Origin of the sequence: Trinickia fusca, assembly GCF_003628145.1 — a bacterium.
Taxonomy (GTDB): Bacteria; Pseudomonadota; Gammaproteobacteria; order Burkholderiales; family Burkholderiaceae; genus Trinickia; species Trinickia fusca.
On record NZ_RBZV01000009.1, the window covers coordinates 71,860 to 86,481 of the forward strand.

Below are 14,622 nucleotides of genomic sequence, written 5' to 3' on the forward strand. Positions count from 1 at the left end.
GCCTGTGCGCGAGTGAAGAATTGAGTATTTAAAGGAAATGCGATGAGTACTACTGCTTTGGTAGAAGGCAAGATCGTACAGTGCATCGGCGCGGTGATCGACGTGGAATTCCCGCGTGAGCACATGCCGAAGGTCTACGACGCTCTCGTGCTCGAAGGCACGGAACTGACGCTCGAAGTCCAGCAGCAGCTGGGCGACGGCCTCGTGCGGACCATCTGTCTGGGTGCATCGGACGGCTTGCGCCGCGGTGTCACCGTCAAGAACACGAGCAAGCCGATCAGCGTCCCCGTCGGCAAGCCGACGCTCGGCCGCATCATGGACGTGCTCGGCCGTCCGATCGACGAAGCGGGCCCGATCGAAAGCGCGAACGTGCGCTCGATTCACCAGAAGGCTCCGGCGTTCGACGAACTGTCGCCGTCGACCGAACTGCTCGAAACGGGTATCAAGGTTATCGACCTGATCTGTCCGTTCGCGAAGGGCGGTAAGGTTGGCCTGTTCGGCGGTGCTGGCGTGGGCAAGACCGTCAACATGATGGAGCTCATCAACAACATCGCGAAGGAGCACGGCGGTTACTCCGTGTTCGCGGGCGTGGGCGAGCGTACCCGTGAAGGGAACGACTTCTATCACGAAATGAAGGACTCGAACGTGCTCGACAAGGTCGCGCTCGTGTACGGTCAGATGAACGAGCCGCCGGGCAACCGTCTGCGCGTTGCGCTGACCGGCCTGACGATGGCCGAGCACTTCCGTGACGAAGGCCTCGACGTGCTGTTCTTCGTCGACAACATCTACCGTTTCACGCTGGCCGGTACCGAAGTGTCGGCACTGCTCGGCCGTATGCCGTCGGCAGTGGGCTACCAGCCGACGCTGGCTGAAGAAATGGGCAAGCTGCAAGAGCGCATCACGTCGACCAAGAAGGGCTCGATTACGTCGGTTCAGGCCGTGTACGTCCCTGCGGATGACTTGACCGACCCGTCGCCGGCTACGACGTTCGGCCACTTGGACGCAACAGTCGTGCTGTCGCGTGACATCGCCTCGCTGGGTATCTACCCGGCAGTCGACCCGCTCGACTCGACGTCGCGCCAGATCGACCCGAACGTGATCGGCGAAGAGCACTACTCGATCACGCGTCGCGTTCAGCAGACGCTGCAGCGCTACAAGGAACTGCGCGACATCATCGCGATTCTGGGCATGGACGAACTGTCGCCGGAAGACAAGCTGTCGGTCGCACGTGCGCGTAAGATCCAGCGTTTCCTGTCGCAGCCGTTCCACGTCGCAGAAGTGTTCACGGGCTCGCCGGGCAAGTACGTGCCGCTGAAGGAAACGATCCGTGGCTTCAAGATGATCGTCGACGGCGAGTGCGACCACCTGCCGGAACAGGCGTTCTACATGGTCGGCACGATCGACGAAGCCTTCGAAAAGGCCAAGAAGATCCAATAAGGTCGGGTGTAACGCAGCGGGCGTCCGTACGCCCGCGAATACTATCGTTCTGGTAGCAATTCGCGGACGGACGGCGCCCACGTAATACGCTCAACCAGCCGTACATGGGACCGGAGTCGATATGGCAACCATCAAAGTAGACGTCGTCAGCGCGGAAGAGCAGATCTTCTCGGGCCAGGCGAAATTCGTCGCGCTGCCGGGCGAGGCGGGCGAGCTCGGCATTCTGCCGGGCCACACGCCGCTCATCACGCGCATTCGTCCCGGTGCTGTGCGCATCGAGGCCGAGAACGGCGAGGAAGAGTTCGTGTTCGTCGCGGGCGGCATCCTCGAAGTTCAGCCGGGTGCGGTGACGGTGCTGGCCGATACGGCGATCCGCGGCAAGGACCTCGACGAAGCGAAGGCCGCTCAGGCTCGTCAGCGCGCTGAAGAGGCGCTGCAAAACTCGGGTTCGAACCTCGAATACGCGACGGCGCAAGCCGAACTCGCCTACGCGACGGCTCAGCTCGCTGCGATTCAGCGTCTGCGCAAGCTGCGCGGGCAGCACTGAAGTTCGCGCACTTGCGTGCGCCGATGCCGCTTGGCGAATACCGCTAAGCGGCATTTTTCTTATCTATCTCCCTCCCTGGTTCGCTTCCGTATGCTGCGCCGATGGCGCGGGCAGGCCATGCGCTGCGGGTAACACTTGATGTAGGCTGTCGTGCGCTGGTGGCAGAATCAATCGCAAAAAAGATTCGAGGCATGGAGGCACAGCGATGGCAACGCAGATTCCCGAGACGGGCGCCCTGATTGCGCCTAAAGACGGTCTTTCGTACGTCCGCGGTGCGACCGACATCCCGCTCAGCGAAGCGACGATCGGTCAGTTCCTGCTCGATACGGTGGCCCGTTTTCCTGACCGCCCAGCCGTGGTGTTCAAGGAGCAGGGCATTAGCTGGAGTTGGCGCGAGTTCGCCTTGGAAGTCGACGTGCTGGCCGCGGGCCTGCTCGCGATCGGCATCAAGCCTGGCGACCGCGTCGGCATCTGGTCGCCCAATCGCGTCGAGTGGCTGATGACGCAATTTGCGACCGCGCGCATCGGCGCGGTGCTCGTCAACGTCAATCCGGCCTACCGGCTCGCCGAGCTCGAATATGCACTGAACAAATCGGGTTGCACCGCGCTCGTTACAGCGGAGCACTTCAAGACGTCGATGTACGTCCAGATGCTGCAAACGCTCGCGCCGGAGCTTGCCCAGTGCGCGCCCGGGGAGTTGCGAGCCGAGCGGCTGCCGCACCTGCGTACGATCGTGCGCATGTGCGATACGCCCACCGAGGGCATGCTGACGTTTTCCGATCTGATCGAGATGGGGCGGACGTCGCTCGACGCGGCGGCCCTCGACGCAATCGGCGCGACGCTGTCGGCCAACGACCCGATCAACATCCAGTTCACGAGCGGCACGACCGGCAACCCGAAGGGCGCCACGCTCACGCATCGCAACGTCGTCAACAATGCGCGGTACATCGCGATGGCGATGCGGCTCACCGAAGCCGATGCACTCTGCATCCCGGTGCCGCTGTATCACTGCTTCGGCATGGTGCTGGCAGTGCTCGCCTGCGTGTCGGTGGGCGGGAAGATGGTGTTTCCGGGAGAGGCATTCGACCCCGGCGTGACGCTCGCGGCCGTGGCCGAGGAGCGCTGTACTGCGCTGCACGGCGTGCCGACGATGTTCATCGCCGAGCTCGATCATCCCGACTTCGCCTCGCACGACCTCGGCTCGCTGCGTACGGGCATCATGGCGGGCTCGCCGTGTCCGATCGAGACGATGAAGCGCGTGGTTGCGCGTATGCATCTGGGCGAGATCACGATCGCGTACGGCATGACCGAGACCAGCCCCGTGTCGTTCCAGAGCTCGACGAATGACCCGCTCGACAAGCGCACGTCGACGGTCGGCCGCATCCAGCCGCACCTCGAGGCGAAGATCGTCGATGAGACCGGACAGACGGTATCGGTCGGCCAGACCGGCGAGCTATGGACCAAGGGTTACTCGGTCATGCGCGGATACTGGGACGATGAGGCGCGTACGCGCGAGGCCATCGTCGACGGATGGATGCGCACGGGCGACCTCGCGACGATCGATGAAGAAGGCTACTGCAACATCGTTGGCCGTCTGAAGGATATGCTGATTCGCGGCGGCGAGAATATCTACCCGCGCGAGCTCGAGGAGTTTTTATTTCGGCATCCGAAGATTCAGAGCGTGCAGGTGTTCGGCGTACCCGATGCGAAATACGGGGAGGAGGTCTGCGCGTGGATCGTGCTGCGCCCTGGCGAGCAAATGACCGAAGACGAGGTGAAGGCGTTCTGCCGTAGTCAGATCGCGCACTACAAGGTGCCGCGCTATGTGCGCTTCGTCGACGAAATGCCGATGACCGTGACAGGGAAAGTGCAGAAGTTCGTCATGCGAGAACGCATGATCGAAGAGCTGAAGATTGCTGAGCCGAAGACGCCGTGAGCGGTGACGGGCAGGCAAAAAAAAAGCGGGCCAGCGGCCCGCTAAAAACCACACGCTACGGGGTTAGCGCGAGGAGACCAATGAAGGAACCGACCAACGTAGTACTCCCGTTGGCAACGGCTCCAACAAAGATGCCCCCGAAGGGATTCGGCAAAGCCGACCGGCTCTCGATGCTTCGTGTCCGCTCACACTTGGCACGTCGAACCACATCCGTGTTGAAACCGTTGAAAGGCATTGTGGGCGAATTGGAGTAGGGACGCGGTAACAAAGTGTTTCAGGTTGTAACGCCCGCCAGATAAGGCTTTGCGGGATTTTTTTCCAGTCTTTACCGATAGTTTCGAGTCAATGTTTCCGACTTCACAAGGCCTTGCATCGGACGCACATAATGCGCATATCAAATGATCGCGAAATGCGCTTTCGAATACCTCCTCGCGCTCGCCGCACTTAAGATAGCGCGCTGAACACATTCACTCTTCGTATTTCTACCGCCGCACCATGCGCGCCGACGCACTTTTTCCGCCTTCTCAGTTCGACACCATGAACGAGCCCGCCGTTTTGGAGCGCATTCTCAAGCGTGACCGCGTGATCGCCGTCGTGGGTTTGTCCAGTCGGCCGCACCGTCCGAGTCACTCGGTATCGGCCTATATGCAATCGCACGGCTACCGGATCGTGCCGATCAACCCCGCGTATGCGAACGACACCGCCGGCGTGCTCGGCGAGCGTTGCTACGCGACGCTGCTCGATGCCGCGCACGTGCTGGCCGAGGAAGGCGTGGCCATCGACATGGTCAATGTATTTCGGCGTCCCGAAGAAGTTCTGCCGGTGGCCGAGGAGGCCATTCGCATCGGCGCCAAATCGCTGTGGCTGCAACTTGGCGTTCACAACGAGGAAGCCGCGGCGCGCGCGGAAGCCGCAGGGCTGGATGTCGCCATGGATGTGTGCGTGAAGATCGAGCACGCGAGGCTGCTCGGCGCGACGCACCGCGCCAATGCGCCGGCACCGCGCATGCCCGAATGAAGCGCACCGCCAGGCTCACTTGAGCCATTTGTCCGAGATCGTCTGGAACTCGCCTGTCGCGCGCGAAAGATGGAGCCATTGGTCGACGTACTGCTGAAACGCCAGATCGTCGCGCGGCACCATGTAGGCCTTCTCGCCATATTGGAACGGCTTGTCGGGATGCACCGAGCACAGGCCAGGGTTCAGCTTTTGCTGTAGCAGCGTCTCCGACGCGTCGGTGACCATCACGTCGGCCTTGCCGGTGAGGATTTGTTTGAAGATCGTTACGTTGTCCGGATAAACGGTCAGGTTCGCGTGCGGGAAATACTGCTTCGCGAAGCGCTCGTTGGTGCCGCCGGGATTGACGATCGCGCGCGTCGACGGCCGATCGATCTGCTCGATGCTCTGGAATTTGTCGACGTCGGCGCAGCGCGTGATCGGGGTCTTGCCATCGATCATGTACGGCGCGGTGAAGAACACGCGCTTCTGGCGCTCGAGCGTCGTTGAGATGCCGCCCACCGCGATGTCGCACTTGGCGACGAAATCGTTCGTGAGCGTCGGCCACGTCGTTTTCACGTACGCCGTCTTCACGCCGAGCGATTTCGCGAGCGATTCGGCCATGTCGATGTCGATGCCCTCGAAGCGTCCGTCTTCGCGGTAGAACGAATAGGGCTTGTAGTCGCCTGTCGTGCAGACGCGCAGCGTGCCGCGCGCGAGGACGGCATCGAGATGCGAGGCAGGGGCGGCGGAGGGCGCATCGCCGGTTTGCGCGCAGGCCGTGCCGGCGCAGACGAGGCCAGCGAGCCATAGGGACGTGATCGTGCTTCTCATCGGAATTCCCTCGTTGTCGAGCAAGTCGGACCGACGATGATAGCCGTACCAAAATGCCGCAGGTCTAGCAAAAGCGACGCGCCCGGCGTCCGGTAGAATGGCCGATTCCTGCATCTTGCCGCTCCCTTGCAATCGAACGTGGCCTCGACCCTTCTGAACGACACCTTCCTGCGCGCTTTGTTGCGCGAACCGACCGACTACACGCCGATCTGGCTCATGCGCCAGGCGGGCCGCTATCTGCCCGAGTACAACGCCACGCGCGCGCGCGCCGGCAGTTTTCTCGGCCTCGCGAAAAATCCGGACTACGCGACCGAGGTCACGCTGCAGCCGCTCGAGCGCTATCCGCTCGACGCGGCGATCCTGTTTTCTGACATTCTGACCGTTCCCGATGCGATGGGTCTCGGTCTGTCATTTGCTGTCGGTGAGGGGCCGCGCTTCGCGCATCCCGTGCGCAGCGAGGCCGACGTCGCGCGGCTGGCGGTACCCGACATCGACGCGACGCTCGGTTACGTCACTGACGCCGTGCGCGAGATTCGCCGAGCGCTGACCGACGGCCAAGGCCGTCAGCGCGTGCCGCTGATCGGCTTTTCGGGCAGCCCGTGGACGCTCGCGTGCTACATGGTCGAGGGCAGTGGCTCGGACGATTTCCGCACCGTGAAGTCGATGATGTACGCACGGCCCGATCTGATGCACCGGATTCTCGACATCAATGCGCAAGCCGTTGCCGCTTATCTGAACGCCCAGATCGAGGCGGGCGCCCAAGCCGTGATGATTTTCGACACGTGGGGTGGCGCGCTGGCCGACGGCATGTTCCAGCAGTTCTCGCTGCATTACACCGAAGCGGTCGTGCAACGCCTGAAGCGTGAGCACGACGGTGCGCGCGTGCCCGTCATCACGTTCACGAAGGGCGGGGGGCTGTGGCTCGAACGTATCGCGCAATCGGGCGTCGATGCGGTCGGCGTCGATTGGACCGTCAATCTGGGCCAGGCGCGCGAGCGCGTGGGCGGGCGCGTCGCCTTGCAGGGCAATCTCGACCCCTCGGTGCTGTTCGCCCCGGGCGCGACGATTCGCGAACAAGCACGCGCCGTACTGGAGAGCTTCGGCAATCACCCGGGCCACGTCTTCAATCTGGGGCACGGCATTTCGCAGTTCACGCCGCCCGAGCACGTGGCCGAGCTCGTCGACGAAGTGCATCGCCACAGCCGCGCGATGCGGGCGGCAGGCGGCGTTGCGCAATGACAAGCGCCGTTTTGCTGCCAGGGCATGGCGTGGCAGCTCGCGCTAAGGGGTAACCCTCGACGGAGGGCCGTGCGTCGGCCCTCCCGACGTTGTCAAGACTTGACTTATACACATTCCTTACAGTGCGGCGAGGTAGAACGTCGAGAGGTTGACGTTGTCCCATAAACGATGTAGCGGATCGCGTCAGGCCTTGCTTGACAAGGGTTTGCGGGCGGCGGCGCTTATGTGCGTTTGCCCACGGAAGGCCGATGCGACGGCCTTTTCTTGCATTTGCGGGCGCACTTCTCAACAAAGTTATCCACAGGCGACGCGTTTCGCGCCGCAATAGCAGACGAATCCAAAACTTAGCGGCGAATGTGATGTTTCACTTTAAGTTCGGCAGCGCACAGCGCTCTTCGATGAAAGCCGCAAACGCTGCCTCGGGCAACGCATGAGCGGGGTGTTCGTGCGCGTGGCGCTCGATCACCCCGTGCCTACGCTGTTCGATTACCGGTGCGATGCGGCGCTGGCGCCGGTGCCGGGCATGCTCGCCTGCGTACCGTTCGGCAAGCGCCGAGCGGTCGGCGTGATCTGCGAAGTGACTACTCACAGCGATGTGCCGAACGAGCGGCTGCGCGGGGTCGAGGCGCTATGTGCCGCATGCGAACCGCTCTCGGAAGAATGGCTCGCGCTAGTAAAATTCGCGGGTGACTACTATCAGCGCTCGCTGGGCGAGGTGGCATTGCCGGCACTGCCGCAGGCGCTGCGCGATCCGGAGCGCTGGCCCCGTCTTTTTGCGCCACAGGAGCGTTACCGTCTGACGGCCACTGGCCGGACGGCGTTGCCCGAGGCGCTGCCGGCCCGGGCCAGCGCGCTGCGGCGGCTGGCTGCAGCACTCGCGGCCAGCGATGCGCCGCCGGGCGCCGACGACCCGGCAGGTGCGGACGGCTCGTGCGGTCTCGACGCCGCTGATGCGCGCGCGCTGCATCCGAAGGCGAGCGCGACGCTTGCTGCCTGGCAGGACGCTGGCTGGGTCGTGCTCGAACGCGTCGCGGTCGGTGCGGCGTCTCCTGCGCCGGGGCCGGTGCCGCTCACACCGGGCATCGCCGCCGAAGCGAGCGCCGCACCCGAACGCCCCACGCTGACCGCCGAGCAAGCCCAGGCCGTCGAGGCCATTGCTGCGGCGCGCGATTTTGTCCCGTTCCTGCTGCACGGCGTGACCGGCAGCGGCAAGACCGAGGTCTATCTACACGCGCTCGATGCGCTGTTCACGGCGCGGCCCGACGCGCAAGCGCTCGTGCTGGTTCCCGAGATCAACCTGACGCCGCAGTTCGAGGCGGTGTTTCGTGCACGGTTCGCCGCGCTCGGCGGCGACACGCCGATCGTCACGCTGCACAGCGGCATGGCCGACGGCGAACGCGCGCGTGCTTGGCTCGCCGCCCATACCGGTCGCGCACGCATCGTGCTGGGCACCCGGCTCGCGGTGCTTGCCTCATTGCCGCGGCTGGCGCTCGTCATCGTCGATGAGGAGCACGACCCGGCCTACAAACAACAGGAAGGGTTGCGCTATTCGGCACGCGACCTGGCCATCTGGCGCGGTAAGCAGCTCGGCATTCCGGTGGTGCTGGGCTCGGCCACGCCGTCGCTCGAAAGCTGGTGGCAAGCCGAGCAAGGGCGCTATCGCCGGCTCACGCTCGCGCGGCGGGCGGTGGCCGACGCAGCGCTGCCGACGGTGCGGCTCGTCGATCTCGAGGACGAGCGGCGGCGCGGCAGAAGCAGCGTCGACGGCATCTCGGGGCCGCTCGCCAGTGCGCTGAAAGCGCGGCTGGAGCGCGGCGAGCAAAGCCTCGTATTCTTGAACCGGCGCGGTTATGCGCCGGTGCTTTCGTGTGACTCATGCGGCTGGCTCGCCGGCTGCCCGCGCTGCACCGCGTACGTCGTGCTGCACAAGCCGGAGCGCGCGCTGCGCTGTCACCACTGCGGCTGGGAAGCGCGTATTCCGCGTTCGTGTCCCGATTGCGGCAACGTCGACATTGCGCCGCTCGGGCGCGGCACACAGCGCGTCGAGGAGACGCTTGCCGAGCTCGTGCCCGGCGCACGCGTATTGCGCATCGATGCCGACAGCACGCGCCGCAAGGGCAGCGCCGAGGCGCTGTTTTCCGACGTGCACGCGGGCGAGGTGGACATCCTCGTCGGCACGCAGATGATTGCGAAGGGGCACGATTTTCAGCGCGTCTCGCTCGTCGGCGTGCTCAATGCCGATACGGCGCTGTTTTCGCACGATTTTCGAGCGGGTGAACGGTTGTTTGCGCAGCTCATGCAAGTGAGCGGCCGCGCCGGACGGGCCGGGCTGCCCGGCGAAGTGCTCGTGCAGACGCGTTATCCGCGCCATGCGCTTTATCAGGCGCTTGCGCGTCACGACTATGTGGGTTTTGCCGAGGCGACGCTCGCCGAACGTCGCGATGCGCATCTGCCGCCGTTCGTTTATCAGGCACTGTTGCGCGCGGAGGCGCGCACGCTCGAGGGGGCGCTCGGCTTCCTCGCACAAGGTGCTGCCGCGCTCGCAGGGATCGAGGCGGCTGCGCGTGTCACGGTCTACGACGCCGTACCGATGACGATCGTCAAGGTAGCGAACGTGCACCGTGCGCAACTACTCGTCGAGAGTGCGTCGCGGGCTGCGTTGTTGGCGACGCTGCGTGCCTGGCAGCCCTCGCTGCGTGCGCTCAAAGGCGCATTGCGGTGGAGTCTCGAAGTCGATCCGCTCGATATTTGAAACGCTCTGCCAGCAGATTCTCGTCAATAAAATGTGCTCCGCGTTCGTGCGGAGTCGCCAGGGGGCGAGCGGCGCCTGGCGGAATGCCGCTCGCAAAAGACGGGGGCCTGTTATGAACGTCTGCGCGTCTTCAGGTATTCACACTGCAGCCATCCAATACCGCAGCCGGCTGCGTGCCGAACGGGCGCGCGTCCGCACGCGGTTCGAATAGCTCGGGGCGGGCGCCGTCAACGGCCGCGTGGCGGCTGCCGCTCTCGGGCGGCGGCGTTGGGCGGTGCGGGTGAAACGTGCCGACGACCGCGATTCGTGTGAGCAAAGCATGATGGGCCTCGCTGGTGTTCGTTGCGGGGTGGGGCAAGCCTCGGATCGGAAGGTAGCGGCTTGGCCCGCACTTGCCGGCGGTGTGTGCAAGCGGTTCGCCCTATGCGAGCGATCCGTCTCGCCGCCGGTCGTTCTGTCGGTCAGGCGTGCTCGGCTGCGCCGGCGTCCTTGGCACGTCCTTCGGCTTCGGCGGCCAGGCGCGCATTACGCGCACGCGCCATCGAGACCGCTCGGCTATGCGCAGGTGACGCGCCGCGCACGAAAAACGTGAGGCAGAGCACGGTCATCGTCCAGATGCCGCCGATTACGATCCACTTTTCCATTTCGCCTCTCCTGATGGGCTGCGTTCCGTGCGCTGGAGCGCTTTCCTGTGTTTACGGCAAACGTTGGCGCACCAACAGGGGAGAGAGAACGATTTCGTGTCAGGGAAAATACCGAGCGCAACCGTGGTGCACCGGCACACCTCGATCGACTGGAAACCCTTGCCGCACAAGGCTTTCATTGGGGTGCAACCAATCTTCAAATTTGGTTGCACCTTTTTATTGGGAGGCGTACGATTCGCCCAATTTCAGTCATTGGCCGGCCTTGAGCCGGCGGTCGAAGGGATCATGGCCAGTACCACGCTTGGCGTCAAAGTTGACGACCTCCTCCGCTCGCGCCTCAAAGAGGCCGCTGCGCGCCTCGAGCGCACTCCTCATTGGCTCATCAAGCAGGCGATCTTCGCGTACCTCGAGAAAATCGAGCACGGCCAGGTGCCGCCCGAGTTGTCGGGCGCCGCGGGCGTGGCCGATTTCTCCGACCCGCACGCCGGCGATCACGATGAAGACGGCGCGCCGCATCCGTTCCTCGATTTCGCGCAGAACGTGCAGCCGCAATCGGTGCTGCGCGCGGCCATTACGGCTGCGTACCGTCGCCCCGAGACGGAATGCGTGCCGTTCCTGATCGGCGAGGCGCGTCTGCCCGAGTCCCTCGCGGGCGATGTGCGCAAGATGGCGACCAAGCTCGTCGAGACACTGCGGGCCAAGAGCACGGGCGGCGGCGTCGAAGGGCTCATCCACGAGTTCTCGCTGTCGAGCCAGGAAGGCGTCGCGCTGATGTGTCTGGCCGAGGCGCTGCTGCGCATCCCCGACCGCGCGACACGCGATGCGCTGATTCGCGACAAGATCAGCAAGGGCGACTGGAGGTCGCACGTCGGCCATGCGCCCTCGCTGTTCGTGAACGCGGCGACCTGGGGCCTCATGATCACGGGCAAGCTCGTGACGACCAACAGCGAAGCGGGCCTGTCGTCGGCGCTGACACGTCTGATCGGCAAGGGCGGCGAGCCGTTGATCCGCAAGGGCGTCGATATGGCGATGCGCCTGATGGGCGAGCAGTTCGTGACCGGCGAGACGATCTCCGAAGCGCTCGCGAACAGCCGCAAATACGAAGCGCGGGGCTTCCGCTACTCGTACGACATGCTCGGCGAGGCGGCGACGACCGAAGAGGATGCGCAACGCTACTACGCCTCCTACGAGCAGGCGATTCATGCGATCGGCAAGGCCGCGGGGGGCCGCGGCATCTACGAAGGCCCTGGCATTTCGATCAAGCTCTCGGCGCTGCATCCGCGTTACTCGCGGGCGCAGCAAGAGCGCACGATGAGCGAGCTGCTGCCGCGCGTGCGTTCGCTCGCGATCCTCGCACGCCGCTATGACATCGGCCTCAATATCGACGCAGAGGAAGCGGACCGTCTCGAACTGTCGCTCGACCTGTTGGAGGCGCTGTGCTTCGATCCCGAGCTTGCGGGCTGGAACGGTATCGGCTTCGTCATCCAGGCGTATCAGAAGCGCTGCCCGTTCGTGATCGACTATGTGATCGACTTGGCGCGCCGCAGCCGCCATCGCGTGATGGTGCGTCTCGTGAAGGGCGCTTACTGGGACAGCGAAATCAAGCGTGCCCAGCTCGAGGGTCTCGAAGGCTACCCGGTCTACACGCGCAAGGTCTACACGGACGTCTCGTACCTCGCCTGCGCGAAGAAGCTGCTCGGCGCGCCCGATGCCGTCTATCCGCAGTTCGCGACGCACAACGCGCATACGCTGTCGGCCATCTATCAGCTCGCGGGGCAGAACTACTACCCCGGCCAATACGAATTCCAATGCCTGCACGGCATGGGCGAGCCGCTGTACGAAGAAGTGACGGGCCGCGACAAGCTCAATCGTCCGTGCCGTATCTACGCGCCGGTCGGCACGCATGAGACGCTGCTCGCGTATCTCGTGCGCCGTCTGCTCGAAAACGGCGCGAACACATCGTTCGTGAACCGCATCGCCGACGAGACCGTGCCCGTGGCCGCGCTCGTGGCGGACCCCGTCGAAGAAGCGTCGAAGGTCGTGCCGCTCGGCGCGCCGCACGCGAAGATTCCGCTGCCGCGTGATCTGTACGGCAGCGAACGGCTCAATTCGATGGGCCTCGATCTGTCCAACGAGCACCGCCTCGCGTCGCTGTCCTCGGCACTGCTCGCAAGCGCCCATCATCCGTGGCGTGCGGCGCCGATGCTCGAGCACGACGAAGTGGCCGGCGGTACGCCGCGCGACGTCCGCAACCCGGCCGATCTGCGCGATGTGGTCGGCACGGTGCTCGAAGCCTCGCGCGACCAGGTGAACGCAGCGCTTGCGAACGCCGTGGCAGCCGCGCCGATCTGGCAAGCGACGCAGGTCGACGAACGGGCCGATTGCCTCGCGCGCGCCGCCGATTTGCTCGAAGCGCAAATGCATACGCTGATGGGCCTGATCGTGCGCGAAGCGGGCAAGTCGCTGCCGAACGCGATTGCCGAAATCCGCGAAGCGGTCGACTTCCTGCGCTACTACTCGGAGCAGATCCGTGCCGAGTTCTCGAACGACACGCATCGTCCGCTGGGTCCGGTCGTCTGTATCAGCCCGTGGAACTTCCCGCTCGCGATCTTCATGGGCCAAGTGGCCGCCGCGCTTGCCGCGGGCAACACGGTGCTCGCGAAGCCGGCCGAACAAACGCCGCTGATCGCCGCGCAAGCCGTACGTATCCTGCGTGAGGCAGGCGTGCCGGCCGGTGCCGTGCAGCTGCTGCCCGGCGACGGCGAAACCGTCGGCGCCGCGCTCGTTGCCGATCCGCGTACGCGTGCGGTCATGTTCACGGGTTCGACCGAAGTCGCGCGTCTCATCAACAAGACGTTGTCCGAACGACTCGATCCGGATGGCAAGCCGATTCCGCTGATCGCCGAGACGGGCGGCCAGAACGCGATGATCGTCGACTCGTCGGCACTGGCCGAGCAAGTGGTCGCCGACGTGCTGCAATCGTCGTTCGACTCGGCCGGCCAGCGCTGCTCCGCGCTGCGGGTGCTGTGCCTGCAGGACGACGTTGCCGAGCGCACGCTCACGATGCTCAAGGGCGCGATGCGCGAGCTCGCCGCCGGCAATCCCGATCGTCTGTCGACCGATGTCGGCCCCGTCATCGACGGCGACGCCAAGCGCACGATCGACACGCACGTTGCGTCGATGCGTGAGAAGGGCCGTCCGGTCACGCAGCTGCCGTTGCCGGAAGGCTGCGCGCACGGCACGTTCGTGCCGCCGACGCTGATCGAGATCGACAGCATCGACGAGCTCAAGCGCGAAGTGTTCGGCCCCGTGCTGCACGTCGTGCGCTATAGCCGCAGCGCGCTCGATCAGCTGCTCGAGCGGATCAAGGCAACCGGCTACGGTCTGACGCTGGGTATCCACACGCGTATCGACGAAACCATCGCGCATGTGATCAGCCGTGCGCATGTGGGCAACATCTATGTGAACCGCAACGTGATCGGCGCCGTGGTCGGTGTGCAGCCGTTCGGCGGCGAAGGCCTCTCGGGCACGGGCCCGAAGGCGGGTGGCGCGCTGTACCTGCAGCGCCTGCTCGCCACGCGTCCGGCCGGTTTGCCGAAGTCGCTCGCGGCCTCGCTGACGGTCGATGCGCCGGCCGAGGCCAAAGCCGGCGACGTATCGACGCCGCGTGGCGCGCTGACGGCGCTGCGCGACTGGCTCATCGCCGAGCGCGAGCCGGTGTTGGCGGCGCGCTGCGACGGCTACCTGTCGCATATGCCGGCCGGTGCCACGGCCGTTCTGGCGGGGCCGACGGGCGAGCGCAACACCTATACCCTGGGCGCGCGCGGCACGGTATCCTGCGTGCCGTCGACGTCGAGCGGCGCGCGTGCGCAGTTCGCGGCCGTGCTGGCGACGGGCAACCGCGCGTTGTTCTCGGGCGCGGCGGGCGAAGCGCTGGTCGCGGCACTGCCAGCCTCGCTGAAGGCCTATGCGAGCGTGCAGAAGCAGGGCGATGCCGCATTCGATGCCGTGCTGTTCGAGGGCGACAGCGACGAGTTGCTCGCGCTCGTGAAGGAAGTGGCCAAGCGTCCGGGCCCGATCGTCTCGGTGCAAGGCGTGGCGACGCATGCGCTCGTGAACGGTGACGAAGACTATGTGCTCGAGCGCTTGTTGACCGAGCGCTCGGTCAGCGTGAACACGGCCGCAGCAGGCGGCAATGCGAATTTGATGACGATCGGCTGAGCAATCCTCGTCGATGGAT

At 64.8% G+C, this 14,622-nt stretch carries 9 protein-coding genes; 7 read left to right on the plus strand and 2 right to left on the minus strand.

Going from position 1 to position 14,622, the window contains the following annotated elements; all coding sequences use genetic code 11:
• The first annotated feature begins 42 nt into the window (after positions 1-42).
• From atpD to D7S89_RS19485, 4 genes are all read left to right on the plus strand, one after another.
• A complete protein-coding gene (atpD, locus tag D7S89_RS19470) occupies positions 43-1,437 on the plus strand; it encodes a F0F1 ATP synthase subunit beta (RefSeq protein WP_121280072.1) in 1,395 nt (464 codons plus the stop codon).
• Positions 1,438-1,558: 121 nt separating this feature from the next.
• Positions 1,559-1,984: a F0F1 ATP synthase subunit epsilon gene (locus tag D7S89_RS19475; protein ID WP_121280075.1), complete on the plus strand. Its 426-nt coding sequence runs from the start codon at positions 1,559-1,561 to the stop codon at positions 1,982-1,984.
• Positions 1,985-2,189: 205 nt separating this feature from the next.
• The gene (locus D7S89_RS19480) at positions 2,190-3,920 is read left to right on the plus strand and encodes an AMP-binding protein (RefSeq protein WP_121280079.1); all 1,731 of its coding nucleotides are present in this window, start codon (positions 2,190-2,192) and stop codon (positions 3,918-3,920) included.
• 537 nt (positions 3,921-4,457) lie between these two features.
• Positions 4,458-4,937 (plus strand): CoA-binding protein, encoded by a 480-nt coding sequence (locus D7S89_RS19485; protein WP_121280361.1) that lies wholly within the window; start codon positions 4,458-4,460, stop codon positions 4,935-4,937.
• A gap of 15 nt (positions 4,938-4,952) precedes the next feature.
• Here the strand turns inward: D7S89_RS19485 and D7S89_RS19490 are convergent, their stop codons facing one another.
• Complete coding sequence (locus D7S89_RS19490) at positions 4,953-5,747, minus strand: transporter substrate-binding domain-containing protein (RefSeq protein WP_121280363.1); 795 nt, start codon at positions 5,745-5,747, stop codon at positions 4,953-4,955.
• Between the two features lie 138 nt (positions 5,748-5,885).
• On the opposite strand from D7S89_RS19490, the gene hemE reads away from it, so the two are divergent.
• Positions 5,886-6,986 (plus strand): uroporphyrinogen decarboxylase, encoded by a 1,101-nt coding sequence (hemE, locus tag D7S89_RS19495; RefSeq protein ID WP_121280365.1) that lies wholly within the window; start codon positions 5,886-5,888, stop codon positions 6,984-6,986.
• Between the two features lie 430 nt (positions 6,987-7,416).
• Complete coding sequence (locus D7S89_RS19500) at positions 7,417-9,738, plus strand: primosomal protein N' (protein WP_121280082.1); 2,322 nt, start codon at positions 7,417-7,419, stop codon at positions 9,736-9,738.
• Between the two features lie 461 nt (positions 9,739-10,199).
• On the opposite strand, the gene D7S89_RS19510 is transcribed toward D7S89_RS19500, so the two are convergent.
• A complete protein-coding gene (locus D7S89_RS19510; protein WP_121280088.1) occupies positions 10,200-10,382 on the minus strand; it encodes a hypothetical protein in 183 nt (60 codons plus the stop codon).
• 285 nt (positions 10,383-10,667) lie between these two features.
• Between D7S89_RS19510 and putA the strand changes: the two genes are divergently transcribed.
• Positions 10,668-14,603 carry a trifunctional transcriptional regulator/proline dehydrogenase/L-glutamate gamma-semialdehyde dehydrogenase gene (putA, locus tag D7S89_RS19515; protein ID WP_121280367.1) on the plus strand — a complete coding sequence of 1,312 codons (3,936 nt, stop codon included), beginning with the start codon at positions 10,668-10,670 and terminating at the stop codon, positions 14,601-14,603.
• Positions 14,604-14,622: the final 19 nt, after the last annotated feature.

Excerpts from the sequence above, each read along its gene's own strand:
- atpD (WP_121280072.1), top strand. The coding sequence starts at position 43 with ATGAGTACTACTGCTTTGGTAGAAGGCAAGATCGTACAGTGCATCGGC.
- D7S89_RS19475 (WP_121280075.1), top strand. The coding sequence starts at position 1,559 with ATGGCAACCATCAAAGTAGACGTCGTCAGCGCGGAAGAGCAGATCTTC.
- D7S89_RS19480 (WP_121280079.1), top strand. The coding sequence starts at position 2,190 with ATGGCAACGCAGATTCCCGAGACGGGCGCCCTGATTGCGCCTAAAGAC.
- D7S89_RS19485 (WP_121280361.1), top strand. The coding sequence starts at position 4,458 with ATGAACGAGCCCGCCGTTTTGGAGCGCATTCTCAAGCGTGACCGCGTG.
- D7S89_RS19490 (WP_121280363.1), bottom strand. The coding sequence starts at position 5,747 with ATGAGAAGCACGATCACGTCCCTATGGCTCGCTGGCCTCGTCTGCGCC.
- D7S89_RS19500 (WP_121280082.1), top strand. The coding sequence starts at position 7,417 with ATGAGCGGGGTGTTCGTGCGCGTGGCGCTCGATCACCCCGTGCCTACG.
- D7S89_RS19510 (WP_121280088.1), bottom strand. The coding sequence starts at position 10,382 with ATGGAAAAGTGGATCGTAATCGGCGGCATCTGGACGATGACCGTGCTC.
- putA (WP_121280367.1), top strand. The coding sequence starts at position 10,668 with ATGGCCAGTACCACGCTTGGCGTCAAAGTTGACGACCTCCTCCGCTCG.